The sequence below is a fragment of the Microcella frigidaquae genome (genome assembly GCF_014200395.1).
In the GTDB taxonomy this organism is placed as follows: domain Bacteria; phylum Actinomycetota; class Actinomycetes; order Actinomycetales; family Microbacteriaceae; genus Microcella; species Microcella frigidaquae.
In genome coordinates this window covers 1,738,350-1,756,684 of sequence record NZ_JACHBS010000001.1, presented here as the reverse complement: position 1 = coordinate 1,756,684, position 18,335 = coordinate 1,738,350, and the positions used below count along the sequence as shown (strand labels likewise).

The following is an 18,335-nucleotide window of genomic DNA, read 5'->3' as shown; positions in this document are numbered from 1 at the left end:
GTCGGCACAAGACGGTGGCGGACGCGGAGTGTAACCTAGCGCCCGTCGTGAGTTTCAGTCATGACGTAAAGCACCTCGTCCCACCAAAGAACAAGAGGCCTCTTTGCCAACACCACTCTTCATCACACTCTTGGTACTGGTTCCCGTGATCCTGAACGGAGTCGCCGGACCCTTCGGGTTCCTTCTCGGGCTCGCGCTGGTCCTCGGCGGAAACCCAATCATCTGGAACTACAGGAAGAACAAATACTTCGGCTCAGAGGAGTTCCAGGCACTCCGCGCCGACGCGACCGCGGTCGTCAAGGAACACAACGAAGTCATTCAGTACGTCGAGGAAATTCGGGCGCAGGGATCCTTTGAGCTCGGTGCTTCGGCAAGCGGTCAACACGCACACTTGGCTGCTTTCGAAAACACTTCGGCATGGAACAACCGTCGCGACAGGAACGTCGCCGAATATGCCCCTCATGTTCACAACGCGTCACTGCAGGTGGTCAGGAATGCAAGTGTCGAACCGATCAAGTACCTCATGAAGTACTTCTCCATAAAGCCCGACCAGGAGACCCTCGCGGACGTGCAACGTGTCGCGACCGACATCTCCCGTCTCGAGGAGGCAATCCAGAACGCGCATGTTCGCGAGCAGGACATCCTTTCGCGCATGAGACCGCCGGCCTTCATTCTCAAGCGGTACTCGAAAGAGTTCTGGAGCCTAATTGGGGTTGAGTTGACCCCGATCACGGTTCCCTACCCCAGGTACAAGTTTCAGTACGTATCTGCCGGTGGAAACTCCGGCCAACAGGTCAACATCACACTTGACACCCCTACGCTTGACGCACTTTCGGAAGCGCTTGCGGCCAAGATCCGGTGGGCCAAGTCAGCTGCCGGTCAACGGGCTCTCATGACCGCACGGCTGAGAAACCAGATCAAGACGCGTGATGAGCACACGTGTCTCCATTGCGGTGTGTCAGTTGCAGCCGAGCCTCACCTGCTCTTGGAGGTGGACCACATCGTCCCCGTCTCAAGAGGTGGGCTCAGCACTGAAGAGAACCTCCAGACACTCTGTTGGCGATGCAACCGATCAAAAGGAGCCAAGCTTCCAAGCTAGGCAGGTGGCACTATGGGGCTCATGGCTGAGGGCAGAGCATCCACCGGCAACGACGGGTTCACCGCGGACGAGCGCGCCGCGATGAAAGAGCGCGCGGCCGAGCTGCGCGCGCAGGCGAAGCGGGCCAAGGGGGCCGCGAAGGCTGAGGCCGAGCTGAACGACCTGCTCGAGGCGATCGCGAAGCTTCCTGACGAGGGCGACCGCGCGCTCGCCACGACGCTGCACGAGGTGATCATGGCGGCGGCTCCGCAGCTGGCTCCGCGCACCTGGTACGGCATGCCCGCCTATGCGCTCGACGGCAAGGTGCTGTGCTTCGTGCAGCCGGCCAGCAAGTTCGACACCCGGTACACGACGCTCGGGTTCAACGACACCGCCCAGCTCGACGACGGTGCCATGTGGCCGGCGTCGTTCGCGGTCATGAGTATCGGGCAGGCCGAAGAGCAGCGCATCACCGAGCTGGTGCGGCGCGCCGTCGGCTGAGTTTACCAATCAGTAGAATCTGGTTTCTACCAAATGGTAAAGTCTGGATTGTACTCTTTGGTAGAATGATCAGGCGAGGTGACCAGATGAAGCAGACGGATGCAGTCTGGCGCACGCTGGTTGACCATGCTCTCGACGGTCGCCGAGAGTGGCCCAGCACGGCCGAACTGGCGTGGCATGCGGGAGTCGGCCAGCAGCTCGCATACAAGGCCCTCGCAAGACCGATCGAGATTGGCGCGGTCACCCGCCATCGTCCGCCGGCGGGAGGCTTCAGCGTGACCGACCCCGAGCGGGTGCTCACACTGTTTGCAGTCAGTCGCACGTTGCGGGAGGCGACGGCCACAACGCTCGAAGCGGCCCACGAGCTGACCGAGCGCGTTGCACACTACGCCGTCGGGGGAACGCGGGCGGCCGTACACCACCTCGACGGGCGCAACACGATCGCCGATCACGGCGCGGCCATCCTCTACGTGCCGACCGGCAGCGACCTCACCCTCCTCCCCGAAGGAGACGGTGCGCTGGTCTTCACCGTCGACGAGACAACGCTCGAAGCCTGGGGCGATGGCTACACCAGCCGAGGGCAGACCTACGCCGACCTGTTCGCGCAGCCGGGATGGCAAGCCAGCGAGTTCCGCCGCGCGCTCTGGCGCCGATGGTTCAGCGTCGACGACTGGTCACGAGCGGAATCAGTCAATGGCTGAGATTCCGTTCGATGACGAGGGGCACCTCCTCGAGGTGCTTGACTTTCTCGGCGATGAGCTCGAACCCTCGATCCTGATCGGTGGATGGGCGACCGTACGCCGCGTCGGCGGTGAGATCAGCCGGGACATCGACCTCATCATTGCGTCCGATGCTGTTCGCCAGAAGATCGAGGCGACCCTGTCTGAGCTCTCGCGCTCAACACACCTGCAAGGAACGAAATGGCGCGGCACGTTCGACGGCGTGCACGTCGACGTCTACCTTCCGCATCAGTCGCAACTGGGCGGCGTGTTGCGACTGCGAGTAGAAGAACTGGCCAAGCACACCGAGAGGCTCGAAGGCTCACGGTGGCAGCTGCTCACCATCGAGGCGCACACCATCTCTAAGTTCGCGGCGCTGCTCGACCGTCCAGACACAGAGAAAGGCTTCAAGGATGCACGCGAGATCGTGCGGCTACTCGAGGCCCGGGTCGACGCGTCGATGGCGTGCCGTGTTCTCGCCGCTGCCACTGCGGGAAGTCGAGACGACTTACCGCAGCATGTCGCCGCCGTCTTCGACCTCATCGGACCCCGCGCGAAACCGACGAAGCCGCAACAGAAGCTCCTGCAACAGGCGCGACGCGAGTGGCTGAGGGCGATCGAAATAGCCGTGCGGGACACGACCCGAGCACGCCCTCCGTTGCTCTGACCGCACGGCCGCGGCGGCGCATCCGTCATTCGAAGATGACGTAGACCTTCTTCAGCGGCTCCGTGACCTCCCAGAAACCCTGCCAACCGACCGGGAAGATGACGAGGTCGCCGGGCTCGATGTCGATCGGGTCGTGCCCGTCCTCCGTCACCGTCATTCGGCCCGAGATGACGTAGATGACCTCGCCGCTGTCGGTGAACTCCCACCGCGAACGGCCCGGGTCGGTCTCCCAGATGCCCACGTCGAGCGAGCTCGCCTTGCCCGAGAAGACCTCCAGATAGGTGGTGGCGATGTCGGCGCCGAGCGGGTCGGCCAGCGGCAGCTCGAGCGGAGTGTGGGTCTGATCGGCGCGGGTGACGGTACCGGTGCGGCAGACGATGGCCATGAGGGAAGCCTTTCGACAGGAAGAGACAGAACCCTTCGACCCTAGCCGCGAGCGCAGAGCGCGTCCCGGGGCTCGGCAACTTCTCAGCGTCACAGGTGGCCTCAGAGTCACGAAATGTGATTCCCTTGTCTGCGGAGGGGAGTATCCCCGTCACCGCCCGCTGTCGTCACTCCGTCGAGCTCGTGCACGACCGGCAGCGGGGGCGCGCCGCACGTCGGCCGCGCTGGGACAGACCTCCTGAACCCTCGCCGATTCAGGAGACCTCTCATGGACGTACCCCTCTGGCTCTGGCTGGCCGTGCTCGGCGTCATTCTCACGATGCTCGCCATCGACCTCTTCGCCCACCGCACGGCGCACGTCATCGGCCCGCGTGAAGCTGCCGTGTGGTCGATCATCTGGGTGAGCCTCGGCGTCGCCTTCGGCGGCTACATCTGGTGGGAGTACGGGGCCGAGCTCGGGCAGCAGTACTACGCCGGCTACCTGATCGAGAAGTCGCTCGCCGTCGACAACGTGTTCGTGTGGGCGATCATCTTCGCCTTCTTCGGGGTGCCCCGTGAGTTCCAGCACCGCGTGCTCTTCCTCGGCGTGATCGGTGCTCTCGTCTTCCGCGCGATCTTCATCGCGCTCGGCGCGGTGCTGATCGACCAGTTCTCGTGGATTCTCTACGTGTTCGCCGCCTTCCTGCTCTACACGGGTTACGTGATGATCAGGAAGCGCAACGAGCACATGGATGTCGCCAACTCGAAGATCCTCAAGCTGTTCAAGCGCTTCGTGCCGATGACCGACGCCTTCCACGGGCAGAAGTTCCTCATCCGCAAAGCCGGCGTCATCGTCGCCACCCCGCTGCTCGCCGTGCTGGTGCTCGTCGAGGTGACCGACATCATTTTCGCCGTCGACTCGATCCCCGCCATCTTCGGCGTGACCACCGAGCCGTTCATCGTCTTCACCGCCAACGCCTTCGCCATCCTCGGCCTACGCGCCATGTACTTCCTGCTCGCCGACCTCATGCACCGCTTCATCTACCTGAAGCTCGGCCTCGCGTTCGTGCTCATCTGGGTCGGCATCAAGATGCTGCTGCTCGACGTCTACAAGATCCCCACGAGCGTCTCGCTCGGTGTGGTGGCGGTGATCATCGCGATCTCGATCATCACGAGCCTGCGGGCCACCCGCGGGCAGGGGCGTCACGCCGTCGAGGTCGAGAACGCTCCCCCGTTCCGCGTCGCGACGCCCGAAGAACTGGCGGATGCGGAGCCGCTGTTCCGCTACGGACCCAAGGCCGTGACCGGCACGACGGTCACCCCATCCGGACGGCGGTAGCAGAAGCGCCCGCCCGTCACGACGATCAGAGCAACCGGTTCACCATGGCGCTCACGATCAACCTTGCGCGCCATGGTGAGCAGAGAGCGCGCGGCTTCGTCGGCCGCCGCCTCTCCGAGCTTCACCTCGACGGCGGCCCAGCGGCCGTTCGGAAGCTCGATGACGGCGTCAACTTCGTGCCCGAGCTGCGAATCTCGCCACGACGAGAAACGGGCCTGGAGGGCCTGGCCGTAGGTGCGCAGATCGCGCAGCACCAGCGACTCGAAGTGGAATCCCGCCGCCTCGAGGTCACGCTTCAACTCAACGATCCCCGCACCCAACGCTGACACGGCGATCGACGGATCGACGAAATGGTGCACCGGTGTCGTCCGCAACCGCGTGCGCGAGCGCAGGTGCGAGACCCAGGGCGGCAAAGGTTCCAGCAGCATCAACCGATCGAGGGCATCCACGTAATTGGCGAGGGTTCTCGGGTCGATCGACCCACGCGATCCGCCCACCTCGGTGGCCGTCGCTGCGTTGTTGATCGTCCCCCCTACCACTCGCGCCAAGGAGGCAAGAAGGCGCTCGATGTTGCCGGGGTTACGCCGTGGCCCAAGAGCGGGCACATCGACCTCAGCAACGTTTCGCAGGTAATCACCCATCCAGGCTCGCGCGTCGCTTTCGGTCATGTCGATGGTCTCGGGCCACCCCCCGACAACAACACGCTCCAAGAGTTCAACGACGCTGAGCGGCAGAGGTTTGGCCCCCTCAACAGTCTCGCCGTTGAGCAACGCCGCAAGACTGACCTCACCGCTCGAGTGGCCAGATTCGTACAACGACATCGGGCGCATGCGGAGACGACCAATTCGCCCTGCCCCAGAGTGCATTCGTGCGGTATCGCGCGGCCGCGATGAGCCGGTCAGCAGGTAGAGACCTTTGCCCTCATGGTCGTCCACGGCGCGACGGGTCAGGTTCCAGATCTCCGGGGTCTCTTGCCACTCATCGAAGAGTATGGGGGTCGGGTTGTCGAAGAGCAGCGTCGGATCGGCGACCAGGGCGGCACGCGCGACGCGATCGACATCCATTCGAAAGACTGTCGTAGCGGCCTGCGTCGCCGTCTCCGTCTTCCCAACCGCCTTAGGGCCGTCGATGAGAACAGCACCATTGACACGAAGCTTGTCGGCGAGCTCAGCGTCGACGACCCGAGGTCTGTAGTCGTTCATGACGTCAGGCTAGGCAGAGGGCACATCCCCATGCAATATTTGTCGACAACCAGATGCAAGATTCGTCACCCCTGAAATACGAGATCTGTTGACTCCGAACTGCGATGCTCGTCGTTTCGGGGCCTCAGAGCCCGAGCAGCCGCTCGGTGTCGCCGAAAACCTCCAGGCCCGAGGCGTGCGCGGTGCCCTCGAGCAGGATGCGGCCCGACGCGTCGCGGTGGCGCAGCGTGATGCGCGCATCCAGCGTCTCTTCGACGCGCTGATGCATCGCGGTGCGCAGCGGTGCGTGCAGCAGCCCGCCGCGCACCCGCTCGGCCTCGAGCTCGAGCCGGCCGTCGCGGCCCTCGATGCTCCAGCGCACGTGGCTGTCGTCGATCTCGAGGCGGCGCTCTCGGGCGCGCGTGTACGTGGTCCAGCGATGCAGCTTCCCGCTGTGCTTCAGCCCGACGATGAAGCCCCGGAACGACCCGCCGAGCCACGGGATGATCGCCACCGAGCCGATGAAGCTCGCCCCGGTGTCGGAGCCGTCGGGCGCGTCGATGTGGTTGCTCGCCATCCAGACGTAACCGGCCGGGAATGCCTTGCCCCAGTCCTTCTCGATGTAGCCGCGGCCGCCGTCGAAGCTGCGCTGCTCCCCTTCAACGGAGAGCTCGCCGGCCAGCCCGTGACCGAACGAGACGATGCCGTGGAAGCACTCCATGAACGGCACAAGCCCGTACCAGCCCATGATCCCCGGTTCACGCAGCGTCACCGGCCAGGGGTCGAGCGCGGTGGTGTAGCGGATGCTCCCCCGCAGCTGCGGCAGGTCGAGCGTGACCCCGTCGGGAGAGAAGGTGTTGCCGCCGACGCGCACCGCGAACCGATCGCTCGCCGCCTCGAAGTCGGCCGGATCAAACCGGTGGTACCAGCTGCGCCCCGTCAGGCCGTCGAGCACCTGCACGAAGGCTTCGTCGCGCGCGCCATCCTCGCCGGCCAGCCCGCGGAACACCCCGGGAATCACCGCCCACCGCTGCGAGCGGTCGGCCGACACGAGCTTGATGTACCAGCCCTCGAAGTAGCCGCGGTGCACACCCCGCCCGTGAAAGGCCTCGGGGTGCCGCACACCGCGCACGTAGTCGACCGGGGTTCGCATGGCGCCACCCTATGCGGGCTGGGCTGGTTCGTGCCATGGCGACGACGGGAGGACGCCGCGCGGTCAGCTCAGCGCTGCGGAACTCGGAGACTGCACCATCACCGCTCGACCCTTCCAGATCTGCGGATGGGAATGAGAGCGGTTCGCGATCATCCGCAGTTCTGGAAGTGCCGTCACGGGGAGACTCGCCAGATCGCCGTGCCACCGACCCTTCGCCGTTGTCGGCCCGCCTCGATAGCGTGAGGCCACTGATCGGTCGCCGACCGAACACACGAGAGAGGAACCGTCGATGGCGAAGGCAGCACAAGAAGGTTGGTACGACGACGGCAGCGGCCGTCAGCGGTGGTGGGACGGGCAGCAGTGGACGGATCGCTATCAGGACCCGTCAGAGGCGCCGAGCGCAGGGGGCCTCATCGATCAGATCAAGGCGGAGGCCGTCGCAGGCGCGCAGCCCCGGCCCGCGCCGCAGGGCATGAGCTACGTCGTTCTGCAGGTGGTGCTGAAAGAGAAGTTCTTCGGGTCGGGCTCGGGCAACCTGACAGAGCTCGAGCGGGCGATCAACGCCCAGGCCGCCCTGGGCTACCGGCTGCACACGATCACGACCTCCGCGTCGGGCAGCAAGGGCATGGGCGGTGGCGACCGTATTCAGGCCACGCTCGTGTTCGAGAAGCTCACGTAGGGCACCGTTCGGGCACGAACAGGCTGTGCCGCGGGGCTACGCTGAACCGGTGATCGTCGGCCTCGGCACCCTGCTCAACATCGTCACCATCGTCGTCGGCGCGGCCATCGGCGTGCTCATCGGCAACCGTCTGCCCGAGCGCACGAACCGGGTCGTCACCGACGCGCTCGGCCTCATCACGATCGTGCTCGGCGGCCTCAACCTCATGGCGCTCACCGACACCGACTTCGTCGGCGCGGTCGGCGCTGGCGGCACCTTCCTCGTCGTCATCGGCGCCCTGCTGATCGGCAGCATCGTCGGCTCGCTCGCCGGCATCGAGGCGCGGCTCGAGCGGTTCGGCGGCTGGCTGCAGCGGCGATTCACGCGGCCTGCGGCACGGGATGCCCGTGTCGAGCATCCCGATGGCGCCCCGCTCGCCCTCACCGGTCGCGACCGCTTCATCACCGGGTTCGTCGACGCCTCGCTGGTGTTCGCGATCGGCCCGCTCGCGATCCTCGGCGCCTTCCAGGACGGCACCGGTCAGGGCTTCGACCAGCTCGCGCTCAAGGCCACGCTCGACGGCTTCGCCTCCGTCGCCTTCGCGGCGTCGCTCGGCTGGGGCGTCGCGTTCTCGGCGATCCCCGTCGGCATCTGGCAGGGGCTGCTGACCGTGCTCGCGTTCTTCCTCGGCACCGTGATGTCGGGTGCGGCGATCGCCGCCCTCACCGCGACGGGCGGGGTGCTGCTGCTCGGCGTCGGCCTGCGCCTGCTCAACGTGCGCGCGGTGTCGGTGGCCGACATGCTGCCCGCGCTCATCGCGGCGCCCCTGCTGACCATCGGGGTGCAGGCGCTGCTGGGCTAGCTAGTCGACCACGTTGGTGAGCGGGTCGATCGGGCGCACGACCGCGCCCCGGGCATCCTCGACCGGATACCCCTCGCGCGCCCAGTACTCGAAGCCGCCGATCATCTCTTTCACCGGCACACCGAGGCGCGCGAGCTCGAGCGCCGCCTTCGCGCCGCCGTTGCAGCCGGGCGACCAGCAGTACACGACGACCGGGATGCCCTCACCGAGCTCGGCGACCCGCTCGGCCAGCTGCTGCCGCGGAATGTGCAGGGCGCCCGACGCGTGCCCCTGATCCCACGCAGCCTGGCCGCGCACGTCGACGAGGTGGAAGACCTCGCCCGCCTGACGGGCCGCCCAGACATCGGAGGCGTCGGTCTCGACGGCGAGCTTCGCGGCGTAGTGGGCGGCGGTCGACGACGGGTCGCCGAACAAACCCAAAGCCGAACTGGTCATCACCCCATGGTGCCAGGTGGTGGGAACACCGCGCGAGCGGCCCGCGTTATCGTTCAGCATGACGGATGATCTCGCCCCCGCCCCCGGAACCATCACCATGTACGGCGCCGACTGGTGCCGCGACTGCCGCCGAACCGAGGCGCTGCTCACCGACCTCGGCGTCGAGTGGACCAAGATCGACGTCGAGGCGTCGGCTGAGGCCGCCGCGCAGGCGCAGGCGATCAGCGGCCGCACGAACATCCCGGTGGTCGTGTTTCCCGACGGTTCGCACCTCGTCGAGCCGAGCGACGACGCCGTGCGCGAGAAGCTGTCGCTCTAGCCTCCGCTCGGAGCAACGACGGAGACAGCCCGTCTGCAACGGTGCTCTTCGCGGATATACCCGTTGTGGAACCCGGGTCTCCGTCGTTGCTCCGACTGCCTATCTCAGGTGCCGCCGGAAGAAGCGGTCGATGCGCCCCCAGGCGTCCTCGGCCTCGGCGGGGCGGTGACCGCCGGCCATCATCGGCTTCATCAGCACGCGCATCAGCGCCGGGCCGGCCGGCAGCGGGTTGAGGAAGGCGTGCCCCGCCTCGGGGTACTCGTGCACGTCGTGGTCGATGCCGCGCGCGGCGAGGGCCGCCTCCAGTTTCGCCGCCGCGCCGGGCAGCGTGCGGTCGCGCCCGCCGAAGCTGCCGACGATCGGGCACGCGCCGTCGAGGGTGTCGTCGAGGTCGGCGGGGAGCATCCCGTAGTTGACGGCCGAGGCGTCATAGTCGCCCGAGCTCGCGAGCAACAGTGCGAAACCGCCGCCCATGCAGAACCCGATCACACCCGCGCGGTCGCCGGTGTCGTCCCGCTCGAGCAGCAGGCGTCGCGCGGCCGCGATGTCGTCGAAGGCCGGGCCGGTGCCCGCCCGCAGCGCGCGGAAGGTCGCCGTCAGACAGCGTCGCGCCCCGCCCCGGCTGAACAGGTTCGGCATGAGCACCGCGTAGCCGAGGCCGACGAGCCGCTCGAGGTGGGCGCGCATCGAATCGTCGACGCCGAACACCTCGTGCACGACGACCAGCGCCGGATGCGGGCCCGGCCCGCTCGGAACCCCCAGCACCCCGGTCAGCTCGCCGCCGCGCGGGTCGCCCGGCTGCGGGATGATGACCTCCGTGAGCACGCTCTGCTCGGGCGCGGCGGCCGCGCCGCCCGGAGTGCCCGCGCTCACGACCGCACCCGCCCGATTCCGGGCACGAGCCGCCCGACCCGCGCGGCGTAGTCGCGGTAGCCGGGGTACTGGTCGAGCAGCATGAGGTCTTCGAACCGCGCCTTGGCCATGAGGATGCTCAGCAGCGCGATCCAGGCCAGCAAGTGCAGCAGCGAAGCGCCGATGGCGATGAGGCCCAGACCCAGCACGAGCAGGCCCGAGTAGATGGGGTGCCGCACCAGGCTGTACACGCCGCTCGTGACGAGCTGCCCGTCGGCCTTCGGAATCGGGCTCGGCGTCAGCGTGCGGCCCAGCGCACCGCCGGCGGCGAGCGCGATGCCCACGCCAAGCGCGACCAGCACGAGCCCGATCACGATGGTCGCGGCCTCCCGCGGCCAGAGCGAGCCCCACGGCAGGAAGCCGAGCAGCAGGAGGAACACGAACTGGGCCGCGACGAGCGCCCAGGCCGCCGCCGGGTGCAGTCGGAACGGCGCGGGCGCGGGGTCAGCATCCATGCCCCGACCCTACGCCCGAATCTCGGAGCAACGACGGAGACGGTGTGTGGAACCGGCCCTCTTTCGCAGAAGACACCGTTCCACAGTCGGTATCTCCGTCGTTGCTCCGAGCGAACGAGCCTCTAGCGGCGGGCCTTCTTCGCGGCGATCAGGTCTTTCTCGTCGATCGGCGCGAGGCCGCGGGCCGCCAGGTCGGCGTAGTACGCGCGGGCCTCCTCCTGCCGCTCGCGCTCGACACCGGTCGCGATCTCGGCGCGGATGTGCTCATCGCGCAGCAGGAAGGCGTCGGTCAGCGCGAGAGCGTGCGGCCGCAGGCGCGGCAGCAGGCGGTCGTCGATGTAGTCGGTGATCGCCTGGGCGCGGTGGTCGCTGAGCCGGCCGTGAATGACATACCAGGCCAGGTTCTTCTCGATCAGCCCGAGGCCGAAGAGGTCGCGCAGCCAGGTCAGCACCTGGCGCGTGCCCGCGTGCTCGACGTGCTCGAGCGCCTGGGTGAAGGCCTCCCACTGCAGCAGCTCACCGTGCGCGCGCGCCGTCTCGATGAGCGCGTTCTGGTGGCGGTTGAAGAGGGCCGCGGCTTCGTCGCGGGGCAGCTTGGATGCGGAGCGCAGCTTGCCCGCCAGCTCGGCCACCATCGTCTCGACCCGGTCGGTCAGCAGCTGCCGCTGCGCCGCGGTGTCGCGCACGTAGCCCACCGAGCGAGCGGTCGAGCCGAAGTCGACGACCGACTGGGCGAGCCTGCGCAGGCCCGAACGGTTGACGACGGCCTCCTCGACCTGGTCGGCGACGTAGTGGGCCATGACGCCCGCGTCGGCCTTCGCGAAGGCGCGCGAGTAGTCGGTGAGCAGCCGCTTGGCGACGAGCTGCAGCAGCACGTTGTTGTCGCCTTCGAACGTGGCGTAGATGTCCATGTCGGCGCGCAGCTGCACGAGCCGGTTCTCGGCGAGGAAGCCCTGGCCGCCGCACGCCTCGCGGGCCTCCTGGATGATGTCGAGCGCCGCCCAGGTGCTCAGCGGCTTGAGCGCCGCGGCGAGGGTCTCGAGGTCCTCCCGGTCGGCATCCGTATCGGCGGCGCCGGAGAAGACCGCGTCGAACTTCTCGAGGAAGACCTCGTGGGCGAACGACATGGCGTAGGTCTGGGCGAGGCGCGGCAGCAGGCGACGCTGGTGCCGCTGGTAGTCCATGAGCACGACCTCGCCGTCGGCGCCGTCGAACTGCCGCCGCTCGGAGCCGTAGCGGATCGCGATCGTCAGGGCGAGCTTGCTGGCCACCGTCGCCGCGCCGTCGAGCGAGACGCGACCCTGCACGAGCGTGCCGAGCATGGTGAAGAAGCGCCGGCCGGGGCTGGCGATCGGCGAGGTGTAGACGCCGTTCTCGTCGACGTCGCCGTAGCGGTTGAGCAGGTTGGTGCGCGGCACCCGCACGTTCGTGAAGTGCAGCCGGCCGTTGTCGATGCCGTTGAGGCCGCCCTTAAGGCCGTCGTCCTCGCCGCCGACACCGGGCAGGAAGGCACCGGTCTCGTCGCGCAGGGGCACGAAGAACGCGTGCACCCCGTGGTTGACGTTGCGGGTGATCAGCTGCGCGAAGACGACCGCGGCGCGGCCGTGCAGCGCGGCGTTGCCGAGATAGTCCTTCCACGCCGCGCGGAACGGCGTGTGGATGACCCACTCGTCGGTCGCGGGGTCGTAGGTGGCGGTCGTGCCGATGGCCGAGACGTCGCTGCCGTGACCGGTCTCGGTCATGGCGAAGGCCCCCGGCAGGGCGAGGCCGAGCGCGTCGGGCAGCCAGCGCTGGTGGTGCTCGTCGGTGCCGAGGTGCTGAATGGCGGCGGCGAACAGGCCCCACTGCACGCCCGACTTGATCTGCATGCTGGGGTCGCCCAGCACGAGTTCTTCGAAGCTCGCGATGTTGCCGCCGTTGTCCTCCTGGCCGCCCACCGACTTCGGGAAGGCGCGGTGCACCGAACCGTTCTCGACCAGCAGCTTCAACTGCCCGAGCACGCGCTCGCGGTGCTCGTCCATGCCGAGGTGCGGCAGACGCTGGAACTCGGGGCGCGCGACGAGCTCGCGCGAGTGCCGCCGGGCGTCGGCCCAGCGGCCGAGCAGCTGCTCGCCGAGCGCGGTGACGTCGACCGTGATGTCGTCGGGCACCGGAGCGGACGGCACCGAGGATGCGGCCGCGGTGGCGGGGTCGACCGCACCGGTGGCATCGACGGCCGCAGTGGGGGAGCCGGTGGCGGAGCCGGTCGCCGCGGGCGCCGGCTCGGGTGCGGAGGCGGGGGCCGAGGTCTCGAGCGTGCTCATGCCACCCACGGTAGGGCGGGGTGGTCGAGCGCGGGGGTTCGTCGTGCGGGGTCACGAACGCCCGGGGGCGGGCGGCAGGGCCTTTTGTGGATGCCCTCACAAACCCGGGGAATCGCATAGTGGGCGAGCGCAGGTTCTGCGGCCGCGCATCCCGCCCCCGTTCGCCCGCGGAGAATACCCCCCTGGGTATGCCGGGGATGTGGCATGATGGTGCCATGGCAACCGTTGAGCTGACCGCCGCCGACTTCGAGCAGACCGTCACGCGCGAAGGCATCACCCTCGTCGACTTCTGGGCCGAGTGGTGCGGCCCGTGCCGCATGTTCGCGCCCATCTTCGAGAAGGCCAGCGAGCAGCACCCCGACGTGACCTTCGGCAAGGTCGACACCGAAGCCGAGCAGGCGCTGGCGTCGGCGGCGAACATCCGCTCGATCCCGACGCTCATGGCGTTCCGCGACGGCATCCTCGTCTTCGCCCAGCCCGGCGCACTGCCGGCGCCCGCGCTCGAGCAGGTCATCACCGCGGTCAAGGGGCTCGACATGGACGAGGTGCGCGCGCAGGTCGCCGCCGCCGAGGCGCAGGCCGACAGCTAGCCGTGCACGGTCGGCGCGCGCTGAGCATCCACGTCCCCTGACGGGAGTGGCGTCGGCGCGGTGCTCTCGGTCATCACGAGTGCGTTCCTGGTGTTCGAGCTCATCGAGGGGCGCACCTACGGCTGGTGGCTCGCGACCGACGGGCTGACGCTCGGCGACTGGGTGTGGCCGCTCGCCCTCAGCCCGGTACCGATCGCGTTCGTGCGCTGGGGCCTGCGGCGCGAGCGGGCCGGCACGAATCTGCTCGCGCTCGCGGGCGGGTCGTTCCTCGCCAGCGGCGCGGGCGGCTCGCTCGGCAGCGCGCTCGACGGCCGGCTCGACGCCGCGGGGTTGCCGCCGGAGGCCCGTGACGACGTGGTCGCCGCGGTGGGCGACAGTGCCGGAGCCGCGATGAGCGGGCTCGGCGACAGGGCGTTGGCCGGCTACAGCTCGGCGCGGGCGCGGGCGCGGAAGAAGCGGCGCACGCGCTCGCGCACGGTCGCGGGCGGCGGCTCGTTGTAGCGATCGACGTATTCCTGACCCGACATGCTCTGGATGCGGGCCATGATCGCGTCGGTCGCGTGGCGGCGGGCACGGCCCGAATCGGCGGTGCCGAAGGGGGTGAGATCCATCGGCTCGCCGAAGTGCACGGTGATCGGCACCCGCCGGATGCGTCGCGAGCCGACCGGCTGCAGGTGCTGCGTGCCGATGAGCGCGACCGGCACGACGGGGGCACCCGCCGTCAGTGCGAGCCAGGCCACGCCGGTCTTGCCGCGGTAGAGGCGACCGTCGCGCGACCGTGTGCCCTCGGGGTAGATCGAGAAGGCCTGGCCCGCCTGCAGCTTGGCGAGCCCGGCATCGAGCGCCTCCCGCGCGGCCTGACCGGCCCCGCGCGTGACCGGGATCGCGCCGACGCCCGAGAAGAACGAGCGGGACGCCCATCCCTTCAGCCCGCGACCCGTGAAGTACTCGTCCTTCGCCAGGAAGCTCACGGGGCGTCGCGCGAGCAGGCTGATGACGATCGAGTCGATGAACGACAGGTGGTTGCTCGCGACGACGACCGGACCCTCGGCCGGCATGTTCTCGCGGCCGATCACGGTGGGCCGCCAGATGAGCCTCGCAATGGGCGCGAGGAACGCGCGAGCGAGGAAGGTCAGCACTGCCCTATCGTGGCACGGGTTCTATTCCGCCGGAGGAATGTCGTCGGGCGGAACGTCATCGACGGGCGGCTCGACGGCGAGCGCAGGCTCGTCGAACGGCGTCGACTCCGAGGGCGCGGGCGGCTCCTCGCCGCGGACGATCGCGAGCACCGCATCCCCGAAGCGCTCGAGCTTGGCCGCGCCGACGCCGCTCACCTGCGACAGCTCGTCGAGCGTCGATGGCTCGGTGAGGGCGATGCCGCGCAGTGTCGCGTCGGCGAAGACCACGTAGGCGGGGGCACCGAGCGCGCGAGCCGTCGCCGCCCGCCAGGCGCGCAGGCGCTCGAACAGCGGCGCGGCCGCGGGCGGCAGGTCGCTCGCGGCGGCGCTGCGGCTGCGGCCGGAGCGACTCGCGCGCACGACCTCACGGCGCAGGGCGACGGTGCGCTCGCCGCGCAGCACGGTGCCGCTCGCTTCGGTGAGCACGAGCGTGCCGTAGCCGTCGCCGTGCACGGCGAGCAGGCCCTGGGCCAGCAGCTGCCGCACGACGCCGCGCCACTCCACGTCGCTCAGCTCGGTGCCGATGCCGAAGGTCGCGAGGTCGGCGTGCCCGAGCTGCTCGACGCGCGGCGTGCGCTTGCCGAGCAGGATGTCGATGAGTTGACCCGCGCCGTAGCGCTGCCGCCGCTCGCGGTCGAGCCGCACGATCGTCGAGAGCAGCTTCTGGGCCGGCACCGTGCCGTCCCAGCTCTCGGGCGGGTTCAGGCACGTGTCGCAGTTGCCGCAGCGGCCGCCGGGCAGCTCCTGCCCGAAGTACGCCAGCAGCTGCGCGCGACGGCACTCGACGGTCTCGCAGAGGGCGAGCATCGCATCCAGCAGCTGGCTCATGCGGCGCTTGTGCGCCGCGTCGCCCTCGGACTTGTCGATCAGCTGGCGCTGCTGCACCACGTCCTGCAGGCCGTAGGCGAGCCAGGCGGTCGAGGGCAGGCCGTCGCGGCCCGCACGCCCGGTCTCCTGGTAGTAGCCCTCGACGCTCTTCGGCAGGTCGAGGTGCGCGACGAAGCGCACATCGGGCTTGTCGATGCCCATCCCGAACGCGATCGTCGCGACCATCACGATGCCGTCCTCGCGCAGGAAGCGCGACTGATGGTCGGCGCGCACCGCGGCGTCGAGGCCCGCGTGGTACGGCAGCGCCGGGATGCCCTGCGCCTGCAGCTCGGCCGCCGTCTTCTCGACGCTCGCCCGCGACAGGCAGTAGACGATGCCCGCGTCACCGGGGTGCTCGGTGCGGATCAGCTGCAGCAGCTGCTGCACCGGCTGGTTCTTCGGCTCGATGCGGTACTGGATGTTCGGCCGGTCGAAGCTCGCCACGAACCGCCGCGCCTGGCCGAGGTCGAGCCGCTGCACGATCTCCTGCGCCGTCGCCGCCGTCGCCGTCGCCGTGAGGGCGATGCGCGGGATGCTCGGCCAGCGCTCGTGCAGCACCGACAGCGCGAGGTAGTCGGGCCGGAAGTCGTGGCCCCACTGCGAGACGCAGTGCGCTTCGTCGATCGCGAACAGGGCGATGCGGATGCTCGCGAGGAGCTCTTGCGTGGCGGGCACGGTGACGCGCTCGGGCGCGAGGTAGAGCAGATCCACCTCGCCGGCCCGCAGCGCCTGCTCGACGGCACGGCGCTCGTCGGGCGTCTGCGTCGAGTTGAGGAACGCGGCGCGGACGCCGACGGCCTCGAGGGCATCCACCTGGTCTTTCATCAGGGCGATGAGGGGCGAGATGACGACACCGACGCCCTCGCGCACGAGCGCCGGGATCTGGTAGCAGAGGCTCTTGCCGCCGCCGGTCGGCATGAGCACGAGGGCGTCACCGCCCGCGACGACGTGCTCGATGATCGCCTGCTGCTCGCCGCGGAAGGCCGGATAGCCGAAGACCCGCTCGAGCACCTGCTGCGGGCCAGGCGCGCTGGTCTGCTCGGCGCCTGTCTGCTCGGCGCCCGTCGGCTCGGCGGTCGTGGTCACCCGCCCCAGGCTAGTCGGCGCCGCCGACCCCGGCTTCGCGCTCGCGGCGCACGTGCGAGCGCGCGTGCTCGACCGCGTCGTCGAGGGAGGCGATGAGGTGCGCGGGGTGCCGCAGGCGGTGCGTGACACCGACGCGCTCGATGAGGTCGCGGTGCTCGGGCTGCACGCCCTTGACGATCGCGGTCACGCCGCGGCGCTCGAGGGCGTCGATGATGTCGGCGATCACGCGGGCGCCCGTGGCGTCGAGCGACCGCAGCTGCGACAAGCGGATGATGACCACCGAGACGTCGTCGATCGCGGCGATCTCGTCGAGCACGCGCTCGGCCGCCCCGAAGAAGAGCGAGCCGTCGAGGCGCACGACCGCGATGCGCTCATCGCCCGCCTGAGCGATGCCGGCGATCGGCTCGCGCGTCACCCGGCTCGACCGAGCGAGATCGCGCAGCGCCACGAGTGCCGCCGCCGCGATGCCGATGAGCACCGCGGTGATGAGGTCGAACGCGACCGTCACAATCGCCGTGCCGATGAAGATGAGCGCGTCAGAGCGGGTCGAGCGCAGGATGGCGCGCACGGTGGCCGGCCCCACCATGCGCGTCGCCGTGATGAGCAGCACGCCGGCGAGCGCCGCGAGGGGGATGCCCGCCACGAGCCCGCTCGCCACGAGCACCACGACCAGCAGCACGAGGGCGTGCACGATGGCGGACAGCCGCGTGCGGCCGCCCGAGCGCACGTTGACCGCGGTGCGGGCGATCGCTCCCGTCGCGGGCATGCCGCCGAAGAGCCCCGAGGCGACGGAGGCGAGCCCCTGGCCCAGCAGCTCGCGGTCGGCATCCACCCGGCCGGTCGGGGCGAGGGAGGCGGCGACGCGCGCCGACAGCAGCGACTCGATCGCGGCGAGCGCCGCCACGGCCGCCGCCGGGCCGATGAGTGCGAGCGGGTCGATGCCGGCGAGCGACGGCAGCCCGGGCGCGGGCAGCTGCGCGGGCAGCTCGCCGATCACCGCGACGGGAGCGTCGAGCAGGGTGGCGAGCACGGTGACGATGACGATCGCGATGAGCGAGGCGGGCATCAGGCGGTGGATGCGGGGCAGCAGCAGCATGAGCACCGCGACGATCGCCACGATGCCGAGAGTCCAGCCGACCACGGGCCACTGCGCGGCGAGCACCGCATCGACCGCACCGAGCAGGGCGTGCGGCTCGACCTCGACGGGAACGCCGAGAGCGGCCGGCACCTGCTGCGCGGCGATGATGACCGCGATGCCCAGCGTGAAGCCCTCGATCACCGGCCACGGGATGTAGGTGACGACGCGGCCGATGCGCGCGAGCCCGGCGGCGATCACCATCGCGCCGGCGATGAGCGACACTACGGCGACGGCGGCGACGCCGTACTGCACGACGATCGGCGCGAGCACGACCACCATCGCCCCCGTCGGGCCGGAGACCTGTACGTTCGAGCCCCCGAACACGGCGGCGACGAAGCCCGCCACGATGGCGGTCACGAGCCCCGCCTCCGCGCCCACCCCGGAGCTCACCCCGAAGGCGAGCGCCAGCGGCAGCGCCACCACGCCGACGGTGAGCCCGGCGAGCAGATCGCCCTTCCAGGTGCGGCGCAGGTCGCGGTAGTCCCGGCGCGACGGCAACATGCCTCCCAGAATGCCCGGGGGCTGCCGGTC

20 protein-coding genes are annotated in these 18,335 nt (G+C 69.3%); 10 read left to right on the top strand and 10 right to left on the bottom strand.

All coding sequences use genetic code 11. The annotated features are described in order from the left end of the window. The first annotated feature begins 145 nt into the window (after positions 1–145). The 4 genes from BJ959_RS08610 (at position 146) to BJ959_RS08595 (ending at position 2,965) form a co-directional block, all read left to right on the top strand. A complete protein-coding gene (locus BJ959_RS08610) occupies positions 146–1,099 on the top strand; it encodes an HNH endonuclease (RefSeq protein ID WP_341799904.1) in 954 nt (317 codons plus the stop codon). A gap of 21 nt (positions 1,100–1,120) precedes the next feature. Further along, a complete protein-coding gene (locus BJ959_RS08605; protein WP_165878991.1) occupies positions 1,121–1,579 on the top strand; it encodes an iron chaperone in 459 nt (152 codons plus the stop codon). Between the two features lie 275 nt (positions 1,580–1,854). Beyond that, the gene (locus tag BJ959_RS08600; protein ID WP_183321949.1) at positions 1,855–2,280 is read left to right on the top strand and encodes a hypothetical protein; all 426 of its coding nucleotides are present in this window, start codon (positions 1,855–1,857) and stop codon (positions 2,278–2,280) included. After that, positions 2,273–2,965, top strand: a complete 693-nt coding sequence (locus BJ959_RS08595; protein ID WP_153982053.1) for a hypothetical protein — start codon at positions 2,273–2,275, stop codon at positions 2,963–2,965. Before BJ959_RS08600 ends, BJ959_RS08595 begins: the two co-directional genes overlap by 8 nt. Before the next feature lie 25 nt (positions 2,966–2,990). On the opposite strand, the gene BJ959_RS08590 is transcribed toward BJ959_RS08595, so the two are convergent. Next, positions 2,991–3,350, bottom strand: a complete 360-nt coding sequence (locus tag BJ959_RS08590) for a cupin domain-containing protein (RefSeq protein WP_153982054.1) — start codon at positions 3,348–3,350, stop codon at positions 2,991–2,993. 267 nt (positions 3,351–3,617) lie between these two features. Between BJ959_RS08590 and BJ959_RS08585 the strand changes: the two genes are divergently transcribed. Next, positions 3,618–4,667, top strand: coding sequence for a TerC family protein (locus BJ959_RS08585; RefSeq protein ID WP_153982055.1), 1,050 nt, complete (start codon positions 3,618–3,620; stop codon positions 4,665–4,667). Here BJ959_RS08585 and BJ959_RS08580 read toward each other — a convergent pair. Both BJ959_RS08580 and BJ959_RS08575 read right to left on the bottom strand, forming a co-directional pair. After that, positions 4,613–5,869 (bottom strand): ATP-binding protein, encoded by a 1,257-nt coding sequence (locus BJ959_RS08580; protein ID WP_153982056.1) that lies wholly within the window; start codon positions 5,867–5,869, stop codon positions 4,613–4,615. The genes BJ959_RS08585 and BJ959_RS08580 overlap by 55 nt on opposite strands. A 124-nt stretch (positions 5,870–5,993) precedes the next feature. Continuing rightward, entirely contained in the window at positions 5,994–7,001 is a 1,008-nt protein-coding gene (locus BJ959_RS08575; RefSeq protein ID WP_153982057.1) for a tocopherol cyclase family protein, read from the bottom strand. Between the two features lie 289 nt (positions 7,002–7,290). Here BJ959_RS08575 and BJ959_RS08570 point away from each other — a divergent pair, with 289 nt between their 5' ends. Both BJ959_RS08570 and BJ959_RS08565 read left to right on the top strand, forming a co-directional pair. Next, the gene (locus tag BJ959_RS08570) at positions 7,291–7,680 is read left to right on the top strand and encodes a DUF4177 domain-containing protein (protein ID WP_153982058.1); all 390 of its coding nucleotides are present in this window, start codon (positions 7,291–7,293) and stop codon (positions 7,678–7,680) included. Between the two features lie 49 nt (positions 7,681–7,729). Further along, entirely contained in the window at positions 7,730–8,521 is a 792-nt protein-coding gene (locus BJ959_RS08565; protein WP_183321947.1) for a DUF554 family protein, read from the top strand. Here BJ959_RS08565 and BJ959_RS08560 read toward each other — a convergent pair whose 3' ends face one another. Continuing rightward, a complete protein-coding gene (locus BJ959_RS08560) occupies positions 8,522–8,956 on the bottom strand; it encodes a rhodanese-like domain-containing protein (RefSeq protein ID WP_183321945.1) in 435 nt (144 codons plus the stop codon). Positions 8,957–9,014: 58 nt separating this feature from the next. Between BJ959_RS08560 and BJ959_RS08555 the strand changes: the two genes are divergently transcribed. Continuing rightward, complete coding sequence (locus BJ959_RS08555) at positions 9,015–9,275, top strand: glutaredoxin family protein (protein WP_153982059.1); 261 nt, start codon at positions 9,015–9,017, stop codon at positions 9,273–9,275. Positions 9,276–9,374: 99 nt separating this feature from the next. Here BJ959_RS08555 and BJ959_RS08550 read toward each other — a convergent pair whose 3' ends face one another. The 3 genes from BJ959_RS08550 to BJ959_RS08540 form a co-directional block, all read right to left on the bottom strand. Then, positions 9,375–10,148: a dienelactone hydrolase family protein gene (locus BJ959_RS08550; RefSeq protein WP_341799905.1), complete on the bottom strand. Its 774-nt coding sequence runs from the start codon at positions 10,146–10,148 to the stop codon at positions 9,375–9,377. Continuing rightward, positions 10,145–10,642 (bottom strand): methyltransferase family protein, encoded by a 498-nt coding sequence (locus BJ959_RS08545; RefSeq protein WP_153982060.1) that lies wholly within the window; start codon positions 10,640–10,642, stop codon positions 10,145–10,147. Before BJ959_RS08545 ends, BJ959_RS08550 begins: the two co-directional genes overlap by 4 nt. Positions 10,643–10,764: 122 nt before the next feature. Further along, positions 10,765–12,945, bottom strand: coding sequence for an acyl-CoA dehydrogenase family protein (locus BJ959_RS08540; protein WP_153982061.1), 2,181 nt, complete (start codon positions 12,943–12,945; stop codon positions 10,765–10,767). A 215-nt stretch (positions 12,946–13,160) separates the two neighbouring features. Here BJ959_RS08540 and trxA point away from each other — a divergent pair, with 215 nt between their 5' ends. Together trxA and BJ959_RS08530 are read left to right on the top strand one after the other, a co-directional pair. Beyond that, positions 13,161–13,535: a thioredoxin gene (gene trxA / locus BJ959_RS08535; RefSeq protein ID WP_153982062.1), complete on the top strand. Its 375-nt coding sequence runs from the start codon at positions 13,161–13,163 to the stop codon at positions 13,533–13,535. A gap of 60 nt (positions 13,536–13,595) precedes the next feature. Beyond that, positions 13,596–14,036, top strand: coding sequence for a hypothetical protein (locus BJ959_RS08530; protein WP_153982063.1), 441 nt, complete (start codon positions 13,596–13,598; stop codon positions 14,034–14,036). On the opposite strand, the gene BJ959_RS08525 is transcribed toward BJ959_RS08530, so the two are convergent. From BJ959_RS08525 to BJ959_RS08515, 3 genes are read right to left on the bottom strand one after another with little or no spacing between them, the layout of a single operon-like run. After that, positions 13,958–14,674 (bottom strand): lysophospholipid acyltransferase family protein, encoded by a 717-nt coding sequence (locus BJ959_RS08525; RefSeq protein WP_341799906.1) that lies wholly within the window; start codon positions 14,672–14,674, stop codon positions 13,958–13,960. The genes BJ959_RS08530 and BJ959_RS08525 overlap by 79 nt on opposite strands. 21 nt (positions 14,675–14,695) lie before the next feature. Then, positions 14,696–16,666, bottom strand: coding sequence for a DNA helicase RecQ (gene recQ, locus BJ959_RS08520; RefSeq protein ID WP_153982064.1), 1,971 nt, complete (start codon positions 16,664–16,666; stop codon positions 14,696–14,698). A gap of 10 nt (positions 16,667–16,676) precedes the next feature. Further along, a complete protein-coding gene (locus BJ959_RS08515; protein WP_153982065.1) occupies positions 16,677–18,305 on the bottom strand; it encodes a SulP family inorganic anion transporter in 1,629 nt (542 codons plus the stop codon). Positions 18,306–18,335: the final 30 nt, after the last annotated feature.

Coding starts and splice junctions, on each gene's coding strand:
- BJ959_RS08605 (WP_165878991.1), top strand. CDS start 1,121: ATGGCTGAGGGCAGAGCATCCACCGGCAACGACGGGTTCACCGCGGAC.
- BJ959_RS08595 (WP_153982053.1), top strand. CDS start 2,273: ATGGCTGAGATTCCGTTCGATGACGAGGGGCACCTCCTCGAGGTGCTT.
- BJ959_RS08590 (WP_153982054.1), bottom strand. CDS start 3,350: ATGGCCATCGTCTGCCGCACCGGTACCGTCACCCGCGCCGATCAGACC.
- BJ959_RS08585 (WP_153982055.1), top strand. CDS start 3,618: ATGGACGTACCCCTCTGGCTCTGGCTGGCCGTGCTCGGCGTCATTCTC.
- BJ959_RS08580 (WP_153982056.1), bottom strand. CDS start 5,869: ATGAACGACTACAGACCTCGGGTCGTCGACGCTGAGCTCGCCGACAAG.
- BJ959_RS08575 (WP_153982057.1), bottom strand. CDS start 7,001: ATGCGAACCCCGGTCGACTACGTGCGCGGTGTGCGGCACCCCGAGGCC.
- BJ959_RS08570 (WP_153982058.1), top strand. CDS start 7,291: ATGGCGAAGGCAGCACAAGAAGGTTGGTACGACGACGGCAGCGGCCGT.
- BJ959_RS08560 (WP_183321945.1), bottom strand. CDS start 8,956: ATGACCAGTTCGGCTTTGGGTTTGTTCGGCGACCCGTCGTCGACCGCC.
- BJ959_RS08555 (WP_153982059.1), top strand. CDS start 9,015: ATGACGGATGATCTCGCCCCCGCCCCCGGAACCATCACCATGTACGGC.
- BJ959_RS08545 (WP_153982060.1), bottom strand. CDS start 10,642: ATGGATGCTGACCCCGCGCCCGCGCCGTTCCGACTGCACCCGGCGGCG.
- BJ959_RS08540 (WP_153982061.1), bottom strand. CDS start 12,945: ATGAGCACGCTCGAGACCTCGGCCCCCGCCTCCGCACCCGAGCCGGCG.
- trxA (WP_153982062.1), top strand. CDS start 13,161: ATGGCAACCGTTGAGCTGACCGCCGCCGACTTCGAGCAGACCGTCACG.
- BJ959_RS08515 (WP_153982065.1), bottom strand. CDS start 18,305: ATGTTGCCGTCGCGCCGGGACTACCGCGACCTGCGCCGCACCTGGAAG.